This window comes from Rivularia sp. UHCC 0363 (assembly GCF_034931125.1).
Taxonomy (GTDB): domain Bacteria; phylum Cyanobacteriota; class Cyanobacteriia; order Cyanobacteriales; family Nostocaceae; genus Rivularia.
The window spans coordinates 88,996-106,188 of sequence record NZ_JAYGHM010000006.1; the positions used below are offsets into that span (position 1 = coordinate 88,996).

15 protein-coding genes and 1 tRNA gene are annotated in these 17,193 nt (G+C 38.4%); 4 read left to right on the forward strand and 12 right to left on the reverse strand.

Annotated elements, in window-relative coordinates:
* Positions 1-136 precede the first annotated feature (136 nt).
* Both VB797_RS05425 and VB797_RS05430 read right to left on the reverse strand, forming a co-directional pair.
* A complete protein-coding gene (locus VB797_RS05425; RefSeq protein ID WP_323236636.1) occupies positions 137-664 on the reverse strand; it encodes a thermonuclease family protein in 528 nt (175 codons plus the stop codon).
* A gap of 185 nt (positions 665-849) precedes the next feature.
* Positions 850-1,218 carry a 2Fe-2S iron-sulfur cluster-binding protein gene (locus VB797_RS05430; protein ID WP_323236637.1) on the reverse strand — a complete coding sequence of 123 codons (369 nt, stop codon included), beginning with the start codon at positions 1,216-1,218 and terminating at the stop codon, positions 850-852.
* A gap of 95 nt (positions 1,219-1,313) precedes the next feature.
* Here VB797_RS05430 and VB797_RS05435 point away from each other — a divergent pair.
* The 3 genes from VB797_RS05435 to VB797_RS05445 all read left to right on the forward strand — a co-directional run bounded on the left by VB797_RS05435 (position 1,314) and on the right by VB797_RS05445 (position 3,286).
* A tRNA-Ser gene (locus VB797_RS05435) sits at positions 1,314-1,400 on the forward strand.
* Positions 1,401-1,991: 591 nt separating this feature from the next.
* Positions 1,992-2,168: a hypothetical protein gene (locus VB797_RS05440; RefSeq protein ID WP_323236638.1), complete on the forward strand. Its 177-nt coding sequence runs from the start codon at positions 1,992-1,994 to the stop codon at positions 2,166-2,168.
* A gap of 308 nt (positions 2,169-2,476) precedes the next feature.
* Entirely contained in the window at positions 2,477-3,286 is an 810-nt protein-coding gene (locus VB797_RS05445) for an ABC transporter permease (protein ID WP_323236639.1), read from the forward strand.
* A 104-nt stretch (positions 3,287-3,390) separates the two neighbouring features.
* On the opposite strand, the gene VB797_RS05450 is transcribed toward VB797_RS05445, so the two are convergent.
* On the reverse strand, positions 3,391-3,792 hold the full coding sequence (locus VB797_RS05450; protein ID WP_323236640.1) for a hypothetical protein: 402 nt from the start codon (positions 3,790-3,792) through the stop codon (positions 3,391-3,393).
* Positions 3,793-4,244: 452 nt separating this feature from the next.
* Here VB797_RS05450 and VB797_RS05455 point away from each other — a divergent pair, with 452 nt between their 5' ends.
* Complete coding sequence (locus tag VB797_RS05455) at positions 4,245-5,333, forward strand: hypothetical protein (RefSeq protein WP_323236641.1); 1,089 nt, start codon at positions 4,245-4,247, stop codon at positions 5,331-5,333.
* Here the strand turns inward: VB797_RS05455 and VB797_RS05460 are convergent.
* The 9 genes from VB797_RS05460 to VB797_RS05500 all read right to left on the reverse strand — a co-directional run bounded on the left by VB797_RS05460 (position 5,330) and on the right by VB797_RS05500 (position 17,141).
* Positions 5,330-6,334, reverse strand: a complete 1,005-nt coding sequence (locus VB797_RS05460) for a glycosyltransferase family 2 protein (protein WP_323236642.1) — start codon at positions 6,332-6,334, stop codon at positions 5,330-5,332. The genes VB797_RS05455 and VB797_RS05460 overlap by 4 nt on opposite strands.
* Entirely contained in the window at positions 6,298-7,566 is a 1,269-nt protein-coding gene (locus VB797_RS05465) for a lipopolysaccharide biosynthesis protein (RefSeq protein WP_323236643.1), read from the reverse strand. The genes VB797_RS05460 and VB797_RS05465 overlap by 37 nt, the downstream gene beginning before the upstream one ends.
* A 45-nt stretch (positions 7,567-7,611) precedes the next feature.
* Positions 7,612-9,015, reverse strand: coding sequence for a glycosyltransferase family 4 protein (locus tag VB797_RS05470; protein ID WP_323236644.1), 1,404 nt, complete (start codon positions 9,013-9,015; stop codon positions 7,612-7,614).
* Positions 9,012-9,995 carry a glycosyltransferase family A protein gene (locus VB797_RS05475; protein WP_323236645.1) on the reverse strand — a complete coding sequence of 328 codons (984 nt, stop codon included), beginning with the start codon at positions 9,993-9,995 and terminating at the stop codon, positions 9,012-9,014. The genes VB797_RS05470 and VB797_RS05475 overlap by 4 nt, the downstream gene beginning before the upstream one ends.
* A gap of 52 nt (positions 9,996-10,047) precedes the next feature.
* A complete protein-coding gene (locus VB797_RS05480; protein WP_323236646.1) occupies positions 10,048-11,013 on the reverse strand; it encodes a glycosyltransferase family A protein in 966 nt (321 codons plus the stop codon).
* Between the two features lie 47 nt (positions 11,014-11,060).
* On the reverse strand, positions 11,061-12,464 hold the full coding sequence (locus VB797_RS05485; RefSeq protein ID WP_323236647.1) for an O-antigen ligase family protein: 1,404 nt from the start codon (positions 12,462-12,464) through the stop codon (positions 11,061-11,063).
* The gene (locus tag VB797_RS05490; protein WP_323236648.1) at positions 12,464-14,614 is read right to left on the reverse strand and encodes a polysaccharide biosynthesis tyrosine autokinase; all 2,151 of its coding nucleotides are present in this window, start codon (positions 14,612-14,614) and stop codon (positions 12,464-12,466) included. The genes VB797_RS05485 and VB797_RS05490 overlap by 1 nt, the downstream gene beginning before the upstream one ends.
* 96 nt (positions 14,615-14,710) lie before the next feature.
* On the reverse strand, positions 14,711-15,892 hold the full coding sequence (locus VB797_RS05495; RefSeq protein WP_323236649.1) for a glycosyltransferase family 4 protein: 1,182 nt from the start codon (positions 15,890-15,892) through the stop codon (positions 14,711-14,713).
* Positions 15,893-15,923: 31 nt separating this feature from the next.
* Positions 15,924-17,141: a glycosyltransferase gene (locus VB797_RS05500; RefSeq protein ID WP_323236650.1), complete on the reverse strand. Its 1,218-nt coding sequence runs from the start codon at positions 17,139-17,141 to the stop codon at positions 15,924-15,926.
* Positions 17,142-17,193: the final 52 nt, after the last annotated feature.

A 17,193-nucleotide genomic window follows, 5' to 3' on the forward strand; every position in this document is an offset into this window, starting at 1 on the left:
TAGGAGTGCGAGCGTCTCGCTCGCTATTTAACTGCCCCATCACCCCATCACCCCATCACCCCATCACCCCATCACCCCATCACCCCATCACCCCATCACCCCATCACCCCATCTCCCCCCTCTCCCTATCTCCCCATCATCGATAAACACGACGAAACTCAGAAGGAGAGAGACGCATGGGGTCTTCGGGGTTCCAAATTCCTTCCCCCATCAGTCTAGACCAATGCTGTGCGCGTTCCAAGCGGGAATCGTATTTATGATTTGGCGATCGCGCTGTAAATAATGCATGACCTTCTTTAACAAGTAGTTCGTTTACTAAGGTTTCATCTTTCCACACGTAAGCTAAAATTCGTCCATATTTATCTTTAGCTTCCACGTCAAATTCTAATCTCACAGGAGAAGATTTACTGTCAATCAACTCCATCAAACGCTGTCTAGAAGCTTCTCCCCAAGGACGCTGACGTATAGAAGGAGCGGTGATACCTGTTAAACGCACCTCAGAAATCAAAGAAGGTTGCTCGCGTAAACCTACCACCTGTAAAGTTTGTCCGCTAACTACCCGCACTACCTGAATCGGTACCGTACCGTCGTTTAACCCACTTTTTTTAGGTTGACACCCCAGCAACAGCAACAAGCAACATAAGAAAATAACTGTTTTACCCATTATTAAATAAGAATTTCAGATTTTAACCAGGACTTACGCACTCCTTATGAAAAATCAGGCTTTGGGATTGCTTCGCTTCGCAATAACGAAATTTCGTTATTATTGCGTAAGTCCTGAACAATTTACTCCCCATCCCCCCACCTCCCTATCTCCCCACCTCCCCACCTCCCCACCACCCCATCTCTTTAATCTTCCTCAATCGGTAAACCAACGCGAACCCGACCTTTGGCAAAATAACGTCCGAATTGTAGCTCGTAAACTTCGTCTTCGTCTTGCGTTTCTAGCTCCAAGTCGGAACAAGCATAACTAACGCACAATAGCGCATAGCCTTTTCTTTGCAAATTAGGTGATAATCCCACAGCTTCCGGTTGAGAAATTTTTCCCGAAATGACTTTGACAGCGCAAGTAGTACAAGCACCATTACGACAGGAAAATGGTAAGTCTACTCCCAGAGCTTCAAAACTGTGGAGAATGTAGCGGTTTTCGGGAACTTCCAAAGTGTGGGTAATACCTTTAGCGCGATCCCGAACTGTGACTTTGTATGTAGAGGACATGATGATTTGAGATTTTGGATTATAAATTATAGAATTATTCTCTCAAAGTTTGCAGTTTATTTGATTTCAATGTAGAATGACTTCTTGTGGCACCTGGAGAGGTGGCCGAGTGGTTGAAGGCGCAGCACTGGAAATGCTGTGATGCAGCAATGTATTCGAGGGTTCGAATCCCTCCCTCTCCGTTTTGTTTCTCATATCGCAATTTCTTGATTGTTTGGGTAGTAAGAGCATCTTGCTTGAACTACCGTGATTCAATAAATTAAATTAATTTTCGGAAGCTGCCTAACTGGGACTAGCTGTCCTCCGGACACGCTAAGCGTTCACCACAGTTGCGGCTAACGCACTAGAATATGTTCAAATTTATATCCTGCGGGAACACCTTGCGGTGAACGGACACGCAATAAGCTGTTACGCATTTAATTTGTATAATACTAGCGAGCAAGATGCTCGCACTACAATATTTTCAGGTTTTCCTGTTATACAATTTAGCTGCACATCAGCTTACCTACGCTCCGCTAACCGCTAGCCGCGTGGTAACGCGAACGCATTATAAAAAATTTAGCTACATACACATCAGCTTATCTGCTGCTGTACATTTTTTGTTCGGAACAAAATTGCTCCCTCTAATGTCTTTCCCATAAGTATTAGCAAGCAAAATAATTATTTATATTGCAACAGCTAATACTAGCTATACAAAGATTTAATGATTGTTTAAATTACACTATTATAATATTTTTAATGGTGTGATTAGAGTTTTGGAGTTAATTAGTAGTATGTCTGTATCTAGTGTTTCAGAACGCAATTCCAAGGATTTTAAGTCAAGTTCGGTTAATACTTGCTATCAGGTTGACCAGCAAGCTAAGCTGATTAACTTGCAAGCAGAAGTAGATTTATTGTTGCTACAGTTGCAAAAATATAAGCTACAAAAGGAAAGTTGTACTTACGAATAGTCTTGTTAAATTTTCAAATTGCGCTTGTCGTTATTTATGTTTAATTGAAGCTATGGCAAGCGCTGCTGTTGAAAACGCGGATTTGTTTGAATAAGAGCATTGACACAAAAGTTGGATGAACAAAAAATAGAGAAATATCATCAAAGTCAATACCTCAATAGTTTGTAAATTTATTTTACTGGTTTACTCAAGTGCTATATAGCTATTAAAAGGATTAATTGAGTTAGAAAAAACTTTGCTAAAAATTGACTTTTAATATAAATAATGCTATCAAAGTCCTGATAAACAAGCAATTAATAAAAACTGGCGTGAATATATCTCCACCGAAGAAAAAGCTGCATATCGGATGGCAGGGAGTTTTCTCACTTTTAATGTATGTTCTGATGTATTTACCGATCGCAGTACTTGCCTTTTATAGTTTTAATCGATCGCCATACAGCAGTGCTTGGGAAGGATTTACTTGGGAATGGTATCAAAAACTATTTAGTGATGAACGCATTTTATCAGCTTTACAAAACAGTTTGATAGTTGCTTTTAGCGCTGTTGGGATTTCTGCGGTGCTAGGAACGTTGATGGCTGTTGGATTAGCGCGTTATCGCTTCCCTTTAAAAGGTTTATACCGAGGAATTTCTTATTTACCGTTGATTATTCCCGATATTGCGATCGCGGTTGCTACTTTAGTCTTCCTAGCAGCGTTTGCAATTCGCTTGAATGTGTGGACTGTTGTTGCAGCTCATGTGGTATTTTGCTTAGCATATATCGGTCTTATTGTTTCTTCTCGATTAACTAACTTAAATCCTCATTTAGAAGAAGCTGCATTAGATTTAGGAGCTACACCTTTACAAGCTTTTATCAAAGTCTTATTACCTCAATTAATGCCGGGAATTATCGCTGGTTGTTTATTAGCGTTCGTCCTGAGTTTAGATGATTTCTTAATTGCTAGTTTTACTGCTGGTAGCGGTTCTAATACTTTACCTATGGAAATTTTTAGCCGCATCAGAACGGGAGTGAAGCCAGATATTAATGCTTTAAGCGTAATTTTAATAGTTGTATCTGCAATTGTGGCTTTCGTTGCCGAATCAATTCGCGCTTCAGCGGATTCTAAAAACCAAGATTAGAGTAAAGATAGCCGTTTTCGGTTGAATGTAATATATTTCGGGAAACCTTACCCTACGGACTTTACCGAATATGAAATGTAATACGGTTCAGTTAAAAGAATTGATTACTTTTTACTTTTAAATACTTTCCTGCCTCGATTTTTTCGGAATTCTCTTACTTTATCGTAGTTTTTAGACCCTAATAAACCTAACACTGTTATAGCTACACTCTGCCGTAGATACATGGATGTAAAAAGAATTTGAGGGTAATAATGTACAGCTTGTTGACGGTAAAATGTTGCGTTTTTATAGTCTTTTTCTACTTGAATAGCAGACCAAGCTGCATAAATATTAATCCAACAATAGCTACGTTTTTTTAAATAAAGTAAGTTTTCTGAAACATCTTTGAAGGTTTTTTCAATTACTAGAGATAGCTGAGGAATTGTTTTTTTATCGCTTTTAGTTGTATTTTGAGAATGTCTTCGATAGAGAGTTAAAAATTCTTTAATTACTGCAAAAGGATACATTGCAGCAATCCGAGTCCACTTTCTATAGTTTCTGGCAGATAAGTCATCGCATTATAAGCTGGAATAATTACAGATACTTTTGGCATAGTTCGATTTTAGATTTGTCTTACGGACACGCTACGCGAATGACAACGGATGTTTTCGGTTTATTTTGTTTTAGATTTGTCCTACGGATATGCTACGCACAGGAATTTTAGAGTTAAAAGTTAGGAATTGGAAGTTATGAGTTAATAATTTTGAATTGTCTCCCCACCTCCCCTTACACATTTTAACCTCACCCCCGCAGTATCGCTCTCTGTTTAGTATGGTGTTAAAGTAAAAATATTTTGCTCAAAAAATAGTTATAACGGTTTTCTGTTGCGTAAAATGATATAGATGAAAAAGCATCTATTGCTTGCAATATAAAACATATCAAGATTCGGCAATAAGTTACAACGTCAGTTTCGGTAAAGATGAAAAAGTTTCAGATTTTAACGAGCCATTTTAGGCTGCGTATTTTGGTTGTGTTTTTGATTGGCGTAATGATGGCTTTGGTGATTAGCTGTCCGAGGACGTTTGGGAAAACCCCCTATAGAGACAAATTTTTATCGCCATTTTTATCAACATCAATTTGGAATATGCCTATAGGTTCGGATGCGCGTTACATCAAGGCAAATATTGGTAAAGCAAAGTATGCAGAAGCAGACGAAGAATATTTTTTTCAATTGAAAGATAAGCACCCACCACGTTCGGTTTATGCTCCCGGTGCTTGGGGAGAAGGACGCTGTACTGGTAAAAAATATATGGATATTAAAATACCTATTCCCAACGATCTGATTATTCCAGACGCAACAAAAAAACCATTCCGTACACCAAATAATGCTTCAGCTTTCTTGATGCCCGATGGTAGAACATTAGTACAGCTTTCACCCTTGGCTCGTTGTGAAAAACAAGGTTCAGTATACGGTTGGCGATATGAAAACGTAGATATCTATGGAGAAGGAATAGGTGGCGCACACTTTGGTTCTGGGTTATCTTCAATTGGCGGTTCAATTCGTAAAGGCGAACTTACAAACGATAAACCGATTCGTCACGCTTTAAAAGTTGTAATTTGGGCAGAAAAATATCTATTTTATGATGAAAAAATACGCGGATATCGCTGGCCCGCAGATCGTGCCGATAATTATGCAGCAGAAGGTTACGGTGGTATTAATCATGCTTTAGTGCAAGGTTCATTGCTAGCAATTCCGCCAGAAACGACAAAAGAAAGTCTTAAATTAGAAACACCAGCAGGTCAAAAGCTATTTAATGCCTTGCAAAACTATGGTGCTTATGTTGTAGAGGACTCAGCCGGAGATGCTCATTATTTTGCAGTAGAAAAAGGAGTTCCCGACGAGTTTCGTAACAATTACAGTTATGACTTCAATACTAAAAACGGGAAATTTTACGATGACTTTATGAAGCTATTTGAGGCATTATATATTGTCGATAATAATAGTCCGAATAGTATTGGTGGTGGTGGAACTCCCCGTGTTTCTCTTGCGCCACCGATTGGGAATTAAATGGTAGGGAGCTTACCTTGCTTCATTGAGAATATAGGTTGCATTTTTATCCATTTTTTAACTAGCCACTTAATCAAACTTTGAGCATATTCTCCTAACAAGATTTGTGGATGTAGACGGATAGCTTTGCATAGCTTTTTCGTAGCTTGATTAATTCCACTCAAATCCGTACTATATTCTAGATATTGTTGCGTACAATACTGATAAACCCAAGCTAAACTGCGATTTTTCAGATATTTATATTGTGGTGAGGCAGCTTTAAAAGTTTTTTCAAACATGATCAACATCTGTTTTTCGATACCATCAATTTTTGATGTCATTGAACCAGAAGATTGACGATAAAAAATTTGGTGTTTGGGAACTAGAGCAAAATCACAATATGAAGCTAACCGCAGATAAAAGTCCCAATCTGCACAATGGGGAAAATTAGAGTCATATCCTCCAACACAATCAATTATTTCACGACGAATTAAGGGGTTGGAGCCGTGAGCAAGAAAATTTTCTACTAATAAGTTTGAATATACATCACCTTTGAAGTACACAGGATTACCTGCTTTAATGACTTTACCTTGCTCGTACATAAAATAAGTCCAACTATATGCAACTCCTGCTTCTGAATACTTTTCTAAAACTGCAAGTTGGAGTTCTAATTTATCAGGTGTCCACAAGTCATCAGCGTCTAGAAAAGCAATAAACTCTCCATTTGCATGAGATATCCCACGATTACGAGCGGCGGATACACCCCCATTTTCATAAGAGAAAACCTTTATTCTCTCATCATCAAAATTATTTATGATTTCAACAGTTTTATCAGTTGAACCATCATCGATAATAATTACTTCAAAATCTGAAAAAGTTTGTTTTTGAACCGATTCTATTGTTTCTCTAATCGTCGATTCGGCATTGTAAGCAGGAATTACAATAGATATTGTAGGCATTTTCATTTTAATAACACGAATAATATTTATTCCCTTGATTTTAATGTGTATTTGATAGCCCAAATACTAAATAATGGTGTAGTAAAAAATTGAAAAGTTGTAACTAATATTGCTACTGCTAAAATTCCCCATTTCACAACAAATAAGGCTAATATTGAAAACGTCAAAGTTTTAATTAGATTCCAATACAGACTTATACGGGGTTTACCTATGGCATTTAATAAGTGATAGACGGCATTATCAATTGGTATAGGTAAAGCGGAGAGACAAATAAGTACCAGTATTGGAATTGCAGTTGTCCATTTCTGCCCAAAAATAATCGGTACATAAAATGGAGCCAAACTTGATTGTAGGATAATCAAGGGAAATGTAACTATGCAAATCTTTTTAAGACTGCTAAAAAATCTTTTTCTAAGTAGATTTGTGTTATCACTTACTTCGCATAAATAAGGGAATAAAGCTGAGTTAAATGTGTTTATGACATTCATACTAATCCCCAATCCAGCATTAAAAGCAAAATAATAAATACCTAATGCTTCAACTCCTAAAAATCTTCCAACTATCAGGTAATCTATATTTCCTTTAATTTTATTTAACAGTTCAATACCAAGTAAATTACCTCCAAAACCTGCAATCTTTCGCCATCCTTCCAAGGAAAAAGATTTAGGTGGTCGCCAATCATGATTTCTCCAGGTAATTATAATCCATAATGGAGTTGTTAGAACCATTGCCCAAACTATAGACCACACCCCCATACCTAAAAGGGCAAGAATGACAGTAATTGTATTGTTAACAAGTGACTGAGCAGCATTGCACAAAGCTGTAATTTTTAAGCGATTTTCTCTTTCAATTATGGCTAAATGAACCATGTACAACGGAAGCATCAAGTATGTTATTGCTGCTACACAAATTGGTAAAACTAATTGTTTTTTTCCATAAAAATCAGCAATAAAAGAAGCTGCAAGACATTGGATGATAAAAATCGAGCCGGACAAAATCCAATTTAACCAGTACGATGTGTTGCATATAGTTTTGACATCTTGCTCCGGGGCTTGAATAATTTTGGCTCCAATTCCACCTCTAAGTGTAAAAACGTTGGCAAACTCAAATAAAGTATAAATGACTGCCATCAATCCGTAGTCTTCTGGGGTGAACATGCGAGCTAAAGTGACCGTTGTCCCTAAGCGGAAGACACGATTTAACAGTTCTGCTCCACCAAGCCAACCAACATTGCGGATATACTTACTGGATAAAATTTGTTTTAATTTATTGGTTGTTAATTTTTTGTTCAGCATTTTAACGGGAGTGGGCGTTGGGAATGGGGCATTAAGCTTTAACCTTTAACCTGTGTTTAAGAGAACATCGCGTAATTGCCTACCAACGGTTTTGGGGGCAAAACAATCTTCGGCGCGACGGCGAGCATTGCGACTCAATCGAGTACTTAAAATTTCATCCTCTAACACCCGCCGAAGCCCAGATACCAAGGCGTTACTGTCCCCACGAGGTACAATTATTCCACCATGAGTCTCACCACCTTCAAAGATATCGGGGACACCGGGAGCATCAGCAGCTACCACGGGTAAACCGCAAGACATAGCTTCAATCGGTGCAAGCGGAAAACCTTCTAATCGGGAGGGGAAAGCGTAAACATCCGCTGCTGAAAGATAACATTGCAGCACAGTGCGATCGCTAACAAATTCGTTTCGCCACATCACCCCGCGCAGTTTCATGTTTACAATGCATTGCTGAAGTCGATTTGCTTCAGAACCAGTTCCTACTATAAGTAGCTGTAAATCTTTGTCTGGACACTCATCACACAATTGTTGCCAAGCATCTAATAAAACATCAAGCCCTTTGCGCTCTATTTCAATTCTTCCATGCCAAGCTACTACTTTCGCATCATCAGGAATTCCTAAAGTAGCTCTTGCTTGCTGGCGTTCTATTGCCTGCCATGTGGTAATCTCTAATGGATTGAATATGCGAGCTACTTTATCAGAAGTTATGTTGTAATTATTACGAACGCGCTCAATCTCACTTTGCGTAGCAATAATTAAACCCTTACAAGTATTAATAGAAAGTTGTCGTACAGGTGCTTCTAAAATACTTTGAGTTTTATTACCTCCCTGAAAAGTTGCAAAAACTGGTATATTTATTAACTTTCCTAAAAGTACGCAACTATCAAAACGAGCGTACTCATATTCTTGGCATAAAATGGCTTGACAGTTTTCGCGTTTTAGTTCCCGCGCTAGCAAACCTAAAGGTGTACATAAATAAGTTCCGAAACTTTTAGCTAAATCCTTTAATGGTGTAAAGAATGAACGATGAATACTGCTGTTATCCTCTATGTCTTTAAAAGATTGATTTTCTTTTGCACCATACATATTAAGCGATTTGCGTCGCAAAGCCCGATAAGCATGATACATCCGAGAAGGAGGCAGTACGCACATCTGGGTGCCAGTTGGTTGATGAATAAAACGAGTTGGTTTATCAACAGTGGCTGAAATGCAAAATAGTATTGTTCTGACACCAACCTGTTTAAGAGCATTGATGTATCCAAAAATCCAACTACCAATAAAATCTTGACAATAATCTTCAAAGGAAATATTGATACTGTCTAAGAAATCATCAATCAAATCGTAACAGTGCAGTAAAGCAATAGTTGGTTGTGATTTATTAATTGAGTAATAAGATTGATGCTGCTCATCTAGTTGCTCAATTAGCTCTACATTTGAAGACTTAATCATGCTTGCAACCTTGGGTCTTTTATGGTAATAGATTTTTTCGTTAACTGAATCAAATAACTAGATATTTTTTGCGAAAATATTTGTTTGAATAACAACTTAATTAATAATTTTTGAGTCAAGCTATCTAAAAGAGTTTTCGGTTGTAAACCAATAGCGGATAACAAATGTTGTCGAGCTTCAGCTATTCCAAGATTATCATTGCGATGTTGTAAATAGAGACTAGCGCAATATCTATGAAAGTTAGTCAAAGTATATTTTTTTAGATATTGCAGTTGTTTAGGAGCAGCATTATAAGCTTTTTCAATCGCAATTAAAGATGCTTCTTTCATTACCTCAACTTTGGATGACATTGCTCCAGGAGTTCGACGATATAAAATCTGATATTTAGGAACTACGACAAAATTAAAGCGTGCTGCTATTCTTAACCAATAGTCCCAATCCTCACAGGATTTAAGAGTCGGTTCAAATTCTCCTACGACTTGAATCGCTTGGGAACGAATTAAAGTATTGGAACCACTGTGAATAAAATCACCTATTAGCAACTGCTGATAAACATCACCCGTAAAAGAATATTGAGGAGACGGAAGGAAAGATATTGCTTCTCCTCGTTCATCAACATCCATAAAACAAGTCCAACTATATGCAAGTCCTGCTTCGGGACTCTGTTTTAAAGCATTTAGCTGCATTTCCAATTTGTTTTTTGTCCATAAGTCATCAGCATCGAGAAATGCAATAAATTCCCCAGTAGAATGAGAAATACCCCGATTACGCGCTGTTGGAAGTCCGCGATTTTGAGAAGAAAAAATATTTATCCGTTCATCTTTAATACTTTCAACTATTTCTACTGTTTTATCTTTTGAACCGTCGTTAATAACAATAATTTCAAAGTCTTGAAATGTCTGTTCAAGAACAGATTCTATAGTTTTTATAATCGTTCTTTCAGCGTTATAAGCTGGAATCACAATAGAAATTTCCGGCATTATTTGACCTATCAAACCTATTAAAGTTATAAATTTTATAATCAATGAAATATTATCCACCAATTGCTGCTGTATATCGCCGTAGCAGATGAAGTAACTTCACAAATTTTTGATAACCTTCAGTTCCAAACCACCGCTGGATCTCAATAGCTAAACTCAGTCTGATAAATTCTTTAGAGAAACATATGCGAGGGTAATATTTTATCGCTAAATTACGAAAATGAATTGCTATTTTATAGTCTCGATTGCAACTTTGCAAAGGCTTCCAAGCTATACAAAAATAAGCAGCGGCATAGGATTTATTCTTCAAGCGTTCTAATGTTTTTGGAGCAGAAAAGAAAGCTTTTTCAATTACTAAATTGTAACTTTTTTCCATTCCTTGCCAATTTTTAGAGCCGCTATTCGAGTGTTGTCGATAATAAACTAAAACTTCCTTTACTACTTTAAAAGGAAAGCGAGCAGCAATACGTAACCACATATCCCAATCTTCAACACACGAGCCTAAATTCGGATCGAATATACCTACATCATCAAAAGAACTGCGACGAACCATTGCTACACTACCGCATTCAACAAGATTACATTCGGTAAGTTTTTCCCAAACATTACCTTCAAATTGATGCTTTAAAATTCTACCTGTAGATTTACCTGTTTCATTAATATATTCGACCCAGGTATATACTAATCCAACTTCTGGATTTTCCTCTAAAACACATAGTTGCTTTTCTAACTTTGTCGGCTCCCACAGATCGTCAGCATCAAGAAATGCTAAATATTCTCCTTTAGCATTAAAGATACCTGTATTTCTTGCTTCTGCCAACCCTTTATTCTCTTGAGAAATCAGATGAATGCGCCGATCTTGGAGTTGAGAAAACCACTGTTCAATTCTATCTGAACTACCATCATTGACAATAATTACTTCAAAGTCATCATATGTCTGTCTCAGCAGATTATCTAGAGTTTCTGGAAGATAGTTCATTGCATTATAAGCGGGAATTACAACAGATATTTTCGGCATTTTATTATCACCTTTATTTTTTACTTATTACTCCTAACTCCTAACTCCTAACTCCTAACTCCTAACTCTTTCCCCCCCTCCTCTTCCCATCCAACAATTGCGAATAATAGCCACCAGTAAAAAAAGAAAGTTGTATGATTCCAAACGTTATCCGTAGCCATTCCTATAAGTATTGCCGCGAAAATAGCTATCATTGTTACGCAAATGCTTCGACGCGGACTTCCTAATGGTGAATTTCGTAAATATTTCGCTAGATAAACTATTTGCATTCCTAAAAATACAATAAAGCTTATTAATCCGATAATTCCAGTTTCTGCGAGATATCGAAGATAATCGTTATGAGCATAATTTTGAAAATAAGTTATATATTTACTGGTACCCAACCCATATCCTAAAAGCGGCGATTGTTTCCAAGCATCTATTAAAAAACTCCATTGAGCGATTCGCCAATTTGCGCTGTTTCCATCTCCAAATGATAATAATATTGTTCGCGATATATCTAAGTCTTGATTAAAAACTGGTGTTTCTAAAACTCCGGCTAATTTTTCACTCCCAAATTCCGTACTCGCGAATAAGTAAAATATGATTGTGATAAATAAAATTGCCCCAATTAACCTTAATAAATTCAATTTAGGTGTAATCAAGACAATTACAAAAACTGACATCATAATTAAACTGGTAAGGGATTTTGTCATTACCATAAAAAATGCCAAATTCCCTAATAATGTCAACCAAAACCAACGGTTTTTTTGAATATGACTTAATTTCCACAAAGTTAAGCCAATAAATAAAAATAAAAAAGTTCCGAATGTGCTTGGATGTCCCAAAGTTGAACTAAAACAGTTTGGACAATATGTCGTAGCAGGAAAACTAAAATTTATAGCAAGCTGCAAAAATCCTACTATTAACGGTATCAACAGACTAAAAAATAAGACTGGTATAATTTTTTGCAGATGAATTTTTCCCTTTAGCTGCATCACCAGCAGATATGTCATCAACCAAGAAAATATCCGCGTCCACTCTCTAATCCCATCTCCTAAATATGTTTTTCCTAATAATCCCCAACCGACTATTGGTAAAACTATCCATATTCCTAAAAATGCTACCCATCCTGCAAAAATCCAGAAAAATTTATCTGTATGAACCTTTTTTCCGATTAGTATTTGAACTATTACATAAAGTATTGTTAGTGCATCCAAACCAATAGCAAAAGCCGCAGGTATTTGCTGTGCGGAAAAAGGGTCTAAGGAACTACGCAATACTAATAAAGTTAATACAGCTTGTTCAAATCGAGCGAAAAAGAATACGAGTACTGCTACTACACCCAAAAGCAAACCTACTACTACAGGTATCGCACCAGCCCCAAATCCAACAGCTACTCCAATTGCCATTCCTGCCAATCCTACCAAGAATGCCCCATAAGAAGAACTGTTGAATTTATTCGTTAACATTATCTTCTTCTCCCTGGAGTCAAATATCTTGTCGGTTGATAACTTTTGACGGGATAGTGATAATATTTCTCTGTCAAATTGGACATTCCATTAACTACTACTCCCAAAATTGATATTTGATTGCTAGTCAATTCTGATACTGCTCGTTGCAGCATTTGTTTATTGGTAAAGCTGGGGCGTGTTACCAAAACTACTCCATCACTCTGCTTGCTCAAAGTAGAAGCATCCGCGCAAGCACTGATAGGAGGCGTATCTATAATAACTAGATCGTACTCCTTCGCGGCTGACTCCAGAATCGATTTCATTGCTCTAGACTCTAACAACTGCGAAGGTCGTCCGTGCAGTTCTCCGCAAGTCAAAATATCTAAATTCTCTACGTCAGTCTTTTGTATCGCTTCAGCAAAACTTCTCTTGCCCTCAATTATCTCAGTAATTCCTGGCTTTGGTAGTAAATTAAACAGGGTATGCTGGGTCGGTCTGCGTAAATCTGCGTCAATTATCAGGGTTTTTCGAGACAGCATTGCCGAAACTGCGGCTAGGTGAGAAACTACCACCGATTTACCTTCACCGGAAATGGTGCTGCTAACCACGATTAGATGTAATTCATCATCATTGCGGAACTCCAGAGTTTTGAACAGCATTCGGTAAGGTTCCACCAAAGCAACTTGGTCTAAAAATCTGTCAGAGGGTTCTAATACCAAAGTTTTCGCAGGTAAACGGGGTAATACTCCCAGTAATGGTAAATTAAGTAATTCTTCAGCTTCCCTCGCATCTTTTAAGGTGTTATCCATCAATTCCAGCAGTAAAATGACCCCTGTAGCTAAAATAGCTCCAAAAATCGTCGCTAGAGCCAAAACTACAGGCTTTTTCGGCGATGCTGATGATTCTGGAACTGTAGCCGATTCTATAATTCGGACATTACTCACCTTTTGTGCTTGAGCAATTCTTGCTTCTTCTAACTTACTTTGTAAAAATTTTAAACTTGAAGCAGCTTCTTCTCGTTCCCGGACAAGTTTTGTTAAAGGCTGTTGTTTAATTGGTAATTGAGCCAAACGAGTTTCCAAATCGGACACTTGAGTCTGTACGATTGCTAATTTCTTTTCGATCGCTAAACGTTCGACTTCGTTGGTAATTAATTTAGCAGTTAATTCTTGGGAAAGTTGATCGGAAGCTATATTTTTAGCAGGAACAGCTTGATTTGTGGATGATACTTTAGCTAATTCAGAAAGGTACATTTGACGGAAAGCGTCCCGTTTTTCCGTTAACTGCATGACTTGGGGATGGTTTGGGGTAAACCGCAAACGCGCTTCTACAAGCTGACGTTCCAACTCAGCTAAACTAGCCCGCATTTTAACTAGTTCTTCATCTGCACCGCTGCGAACCGCAGAATAAGCACTACTCAGACTACCAGCATCCGTAATTTGTCGTAAAGAAGCTGCTTGCGATCGCGATTCTTGGAGTAAAGCGCTCAAAGTCCGTTCTTGTTCTTCGAGAGATGCTAAATTCTCCACCAAAGCTTTAGTTTGTTCGTCAAAGGCAACAATACCGCTAGCTTGTCTGTACTGATTTTCCGCAACTTCAGCCTGTTGTAATTTCTTTGTCGCGATTGGTAGTTGTCTATTCTCTAAAAATTCCTTAACTTTAGTCGCTTCCGAACTAATGGTTTTAATATCGTAATCAACCATTGCCGCAGATACAGCGTTGAGCAATTGAGCCGCTAGAACTGGGTCTTTATTCTCATAGCCTAACTGGAGAATATTAGTTGCCGGAACGATTTTTGCGCTCAAGTTTTTACGTAAATATTCCGCAGTCAAACCGTCTTTCCCAAAATCCTGTTTTTGCCCTTGGAATTGAGAATTAAATATTTCGATTGCCTTCTCCAGAACTCGCTGCGACTTCACCAACTCAGCTTGATCGGCCAAGGGACTCGGACCACCAGGCATTTGGCTTCCCATCTGAGTCAAATCTCGACCCAATTCCGAAACACTCACCTGTTTATCATCAAGCATCAACCGCGTAGAAGTTTCATAAACACGCGGAGTAACGCTCAGGTAAACAACAGCCCCACCGATTGCCGCAATCAAAGTAGCAAGAGCGGGTAAACTTCGCCGCTTTAATACCGTTAGTAAGGATGAAATACCTTTCTCCATTGCGCGTACCTTCACAATTTTGGATTTTGGATTTTGGATTTTGGATTTTGGATTTAAAGAGTTAGGAGTTGGGAATTAAGACATTTGACCTTTAACCTACTCCCTAACTCCTGCAAGTCCTTTCTCAGGTTTTTTCACATTTACTTCTGGAGGTAAATTCAAAAGTTTTTCGTATAATTTCAAGGTTTCGTTTGTAATATATTCCCAGCTATAGTTGCCGGTTACGTAATCTTGTGCTTCGTGAGCCATTGTTACCATGTGGGTTGAGTTGTCGGTAGCCCAGGATAGTTCTTTGATGCAAGATTCTAGAGAACCAGCTTCAAATAATCGACCCCGACCGCTACCAATTAACTGCTGATGGGGTGGTATATTGCTTGCTAATATCGGAATACCTTCGCGCATCGCTTCTAACATCGCCATCGGTAATCCTTCCACATCTGAAGGCAAAACAAATAACCCAGCCCCCCGGACAATTTCTGCTAAACGCGCTCCTTGCAGTTCCCCGGCAAATACAATATTGCGATCGCGAGCAATTTGTTCTAATAATTTGGCGGTGAAATTTTTGGTATTGCTAACACCCCCAGCTAAAACCAGCTTCCAGTTTGAAGGTTGTAAATTTCTGAAGGCTTCTACAAGTAAGTCGGGACGTTTTTCCGGTACTAATCTGCCCAAAAATAACATATATCGTCCCCGCTCCAAACCTAATTTAGACCCGTAAGCAAAATCTGGATCGGAACTTGCATAACTAGCTGGAGCGGTAGGAATGTATACTGCATCCCTACCATAGGTTTGTAAAAAATAAGTCTTGAGCGCATCAGAAACCGCAATCATTCCATGAGCGCAACGTACTGCCATCTGTTCGCCCATTTGAATTAAACGAGTCGAAAAATTACCCCATTTCGCCCGCTGCCAGTCTAATCCATGACAGGTTACAACAATCTTTGAGTTTGTGGTAATCCGCGATAAACCTGTAAATAAAGATGGACCGAGAGCCTGAAAATGAATAATGTCGTATCTGTTACCAGTGGTGGCTAATGCTCCGAGTGCCGAGGTCACAAAAGCATCTACCCCTCTCATACGTACATCTGGTAGAGAAATAACCTTAACACCATCAAAATAGTAGTTCTCTAACCAAGAACTATCGGTATAAGAAGAACGAGCAAACAAATCTACACTATGACCTTGAGCTACCATCCGGGGATAAACTTCCGCACAATAATGTTCAATTCCACCCTGTCTGGGAGGTAGACCTTTTGCACCAATTACAGCAATTTTCATCTTTCGTTTGCTCTCAAGATGTTTATAAGCATTAAACGCTAACAGATTGTTTTAAGCGTTGCTCCCAACGTTGCCACATTTGACTGTAAACTTGACTGACTACAGTGCTGGCAGCATAAGGCTGGGCGCTTTTCACGCAGGATTCAACAGGATAATTTTCGGGATGCATCGCAACTTTACGTAAAGCCGAAGCGATACATTCAGGTGTTCGCTTAGAACAAACAATACCGCTACCGGGAGATAGCAATCTGGGAGTATCACCGGCTTGGGTTGTAACTATTGGAGTTCCGCAAGCAAGAGCCTCTAAAACTACAAACGGCAATCCTTCAAAAGCGCTGGTTAAGACAACAGCATTGCAAGCCCGATGTAAATTGGATAATTCCTGTTGTCGAACTATTCCTAACATAGTGACTCGCTGCTCTAATCCTAAAGAACTAATTTCATCGCGTACTTGTCTGCTCAATTCACCTTCACCCGCGATTAATAAGTGAATATTTGGCTCGTCTAATGCTTCGATCGAACGTATTAGTAATAAAGGATCTTTTTGTGGGTGCAGTCTGCCAGCAAACAATACAAAACGGGTATTTTCGCTTTTGTTTAACTTTGCAGCCAAATCGCGTCTTTGCCGATCGCGTTCTTCCCCAAAAACGGGATAAAAAACTTCTTCATCGAAAGTATTGTTCAACAAGCTTACCCTGTCGGAGATATCAGGATAACGCTGTTCATAAAGTGATTTTGAGTCACTATTGCACGAGTAAATATGATCAAACTGTCCTACTAAAGCACGTTCCAAAGCAAAATAAGCTGTGGGCAATCTGCGCCACAAAATAGCGTTCTTATCATCTGCCGATGTCATTTGCTTTTTGATATCGTTCTGGATAAATAGCGTCTTTTCCCCAATCCATTTCAAAGTGGCGATCGTCGGCTCCAGTCTGTAAAAATGCATAAAATCAGAGGCGTAACAACGCCCCATCATTGCAGCCGTATACTTCACAGTCGTCGGTACAATACCTCTAATATTATCGTCCTCGACTACAAATAAGGGCAGAAAACTAATTTCTCGACCTGCAAATTCTTTTTTTTGCCATCTACCTAAAGGCTCATTTCTACTCTGTGCCGTTCCAACAAGTCTGACCTCAAATTTGGAGGGAGCATACTTAATAAAAATGTTAATTAATGTTTGTATTCCTCCAATCGTCGTATTCCAAGGATTATATTGGTAAAAAATTGTTAAAACTGGCTTACGCATTGCTAACCATCCCACACAATATTAAACGCGCAAATTTTTTCGTGATCGCATG

Bases quoted from the DNA above. Each gene is read 5' to 3' on its own strand.
- VB797_RS05425 (WP_323236636.1), bottom strand. From the start codon at position 664: ATGGGTAAAACAGTTATTTTCTTATGTTGCTTGTTGCTGTTGCTGGGG.
- VB797_RS05455 (WP_323236641.1), top strand. From the start codon at position 4,245: ATGAAAAAGTTTCAGATTTTAACGAGCCATTTTAGGCTGCGTATTTTG.
- VB797_RS05465 (WP_323236643.1), bottom strand. From the start codon at position 7,566: ATGCTGAACAAAAAATTAACAACCAATAAATTAAAACAAATTTTATCC.
- VB797_RS05500 (WP_323236650.1), bottom strand. From the start codon at position 17,141: ATGCGTAAGCCAGTTTTAACAATTTTTTACCAATATAATCCTTGGAAT.
- VB797_RS05475 (WP_323236645.1), bottom strand. From the start codon at position 9,995: ATGCCGGAAATTTCTATTGTGATTCCAGCTTATAACGCTGAAAGAACG.
- VB797_RS05450 (WP_323236640.1), bottom strand. From the start codon at position 3,792: ATGTATCCTTTTGCAGTAATTAAAGAATTTTTAACTCTCTATCGAAGA.
- VB797_RS05430 (WP_323236637.1), bottom strand. From the start codon at position 1,218: ATGTCCTCTACATACAAAGTCACAGTTCGGGATCGCGCTAAAGGTATT.
- VB797_RS05495 (WP_323236649.1), bottom strand. From the start codon at position 15,892: ATGAAAATTGCTGTAATTGGTGCAAAAGGTCTACCTCCCAGACAGGGT.
- VB797_RS05490 (WP_323236648.1), bottom strand. From the start codon at position 14,614: ATGGAGAAAGGTATTTCATCCTTACTAACGGTATTAAAGCGGCGAAGT.
- VB797_RS05485 (WP_323236647.1), bottom strand. From the start codon at position 12,464: ATGTTAACGAATAAATTCAACAGTTCTTCTTATGGGGCATTCTTGGTA.
- VB797_RS05480 (WP_323236646.1), bottom strand. From the start codon at position 11,013: ATGCCGAAAATATCTGTTGTAATTCCCGCTTATAATGCAATGAACTAT.
- VB797_RS05440 (WP_323236638.1), top strand. From the start codon at position 1,992: ATGTCTGTATCTAGTGTTTCAGAACGCAATTCCAAGGATTTTAAGTCA.
- VB797_RS05470 (WP_323236644.1), bottom strand. From the start codon at position 9,015: ATGATTAAGTCTTCAAATGTAGAGCTAATTGAGCAACTAGATGAGCAG.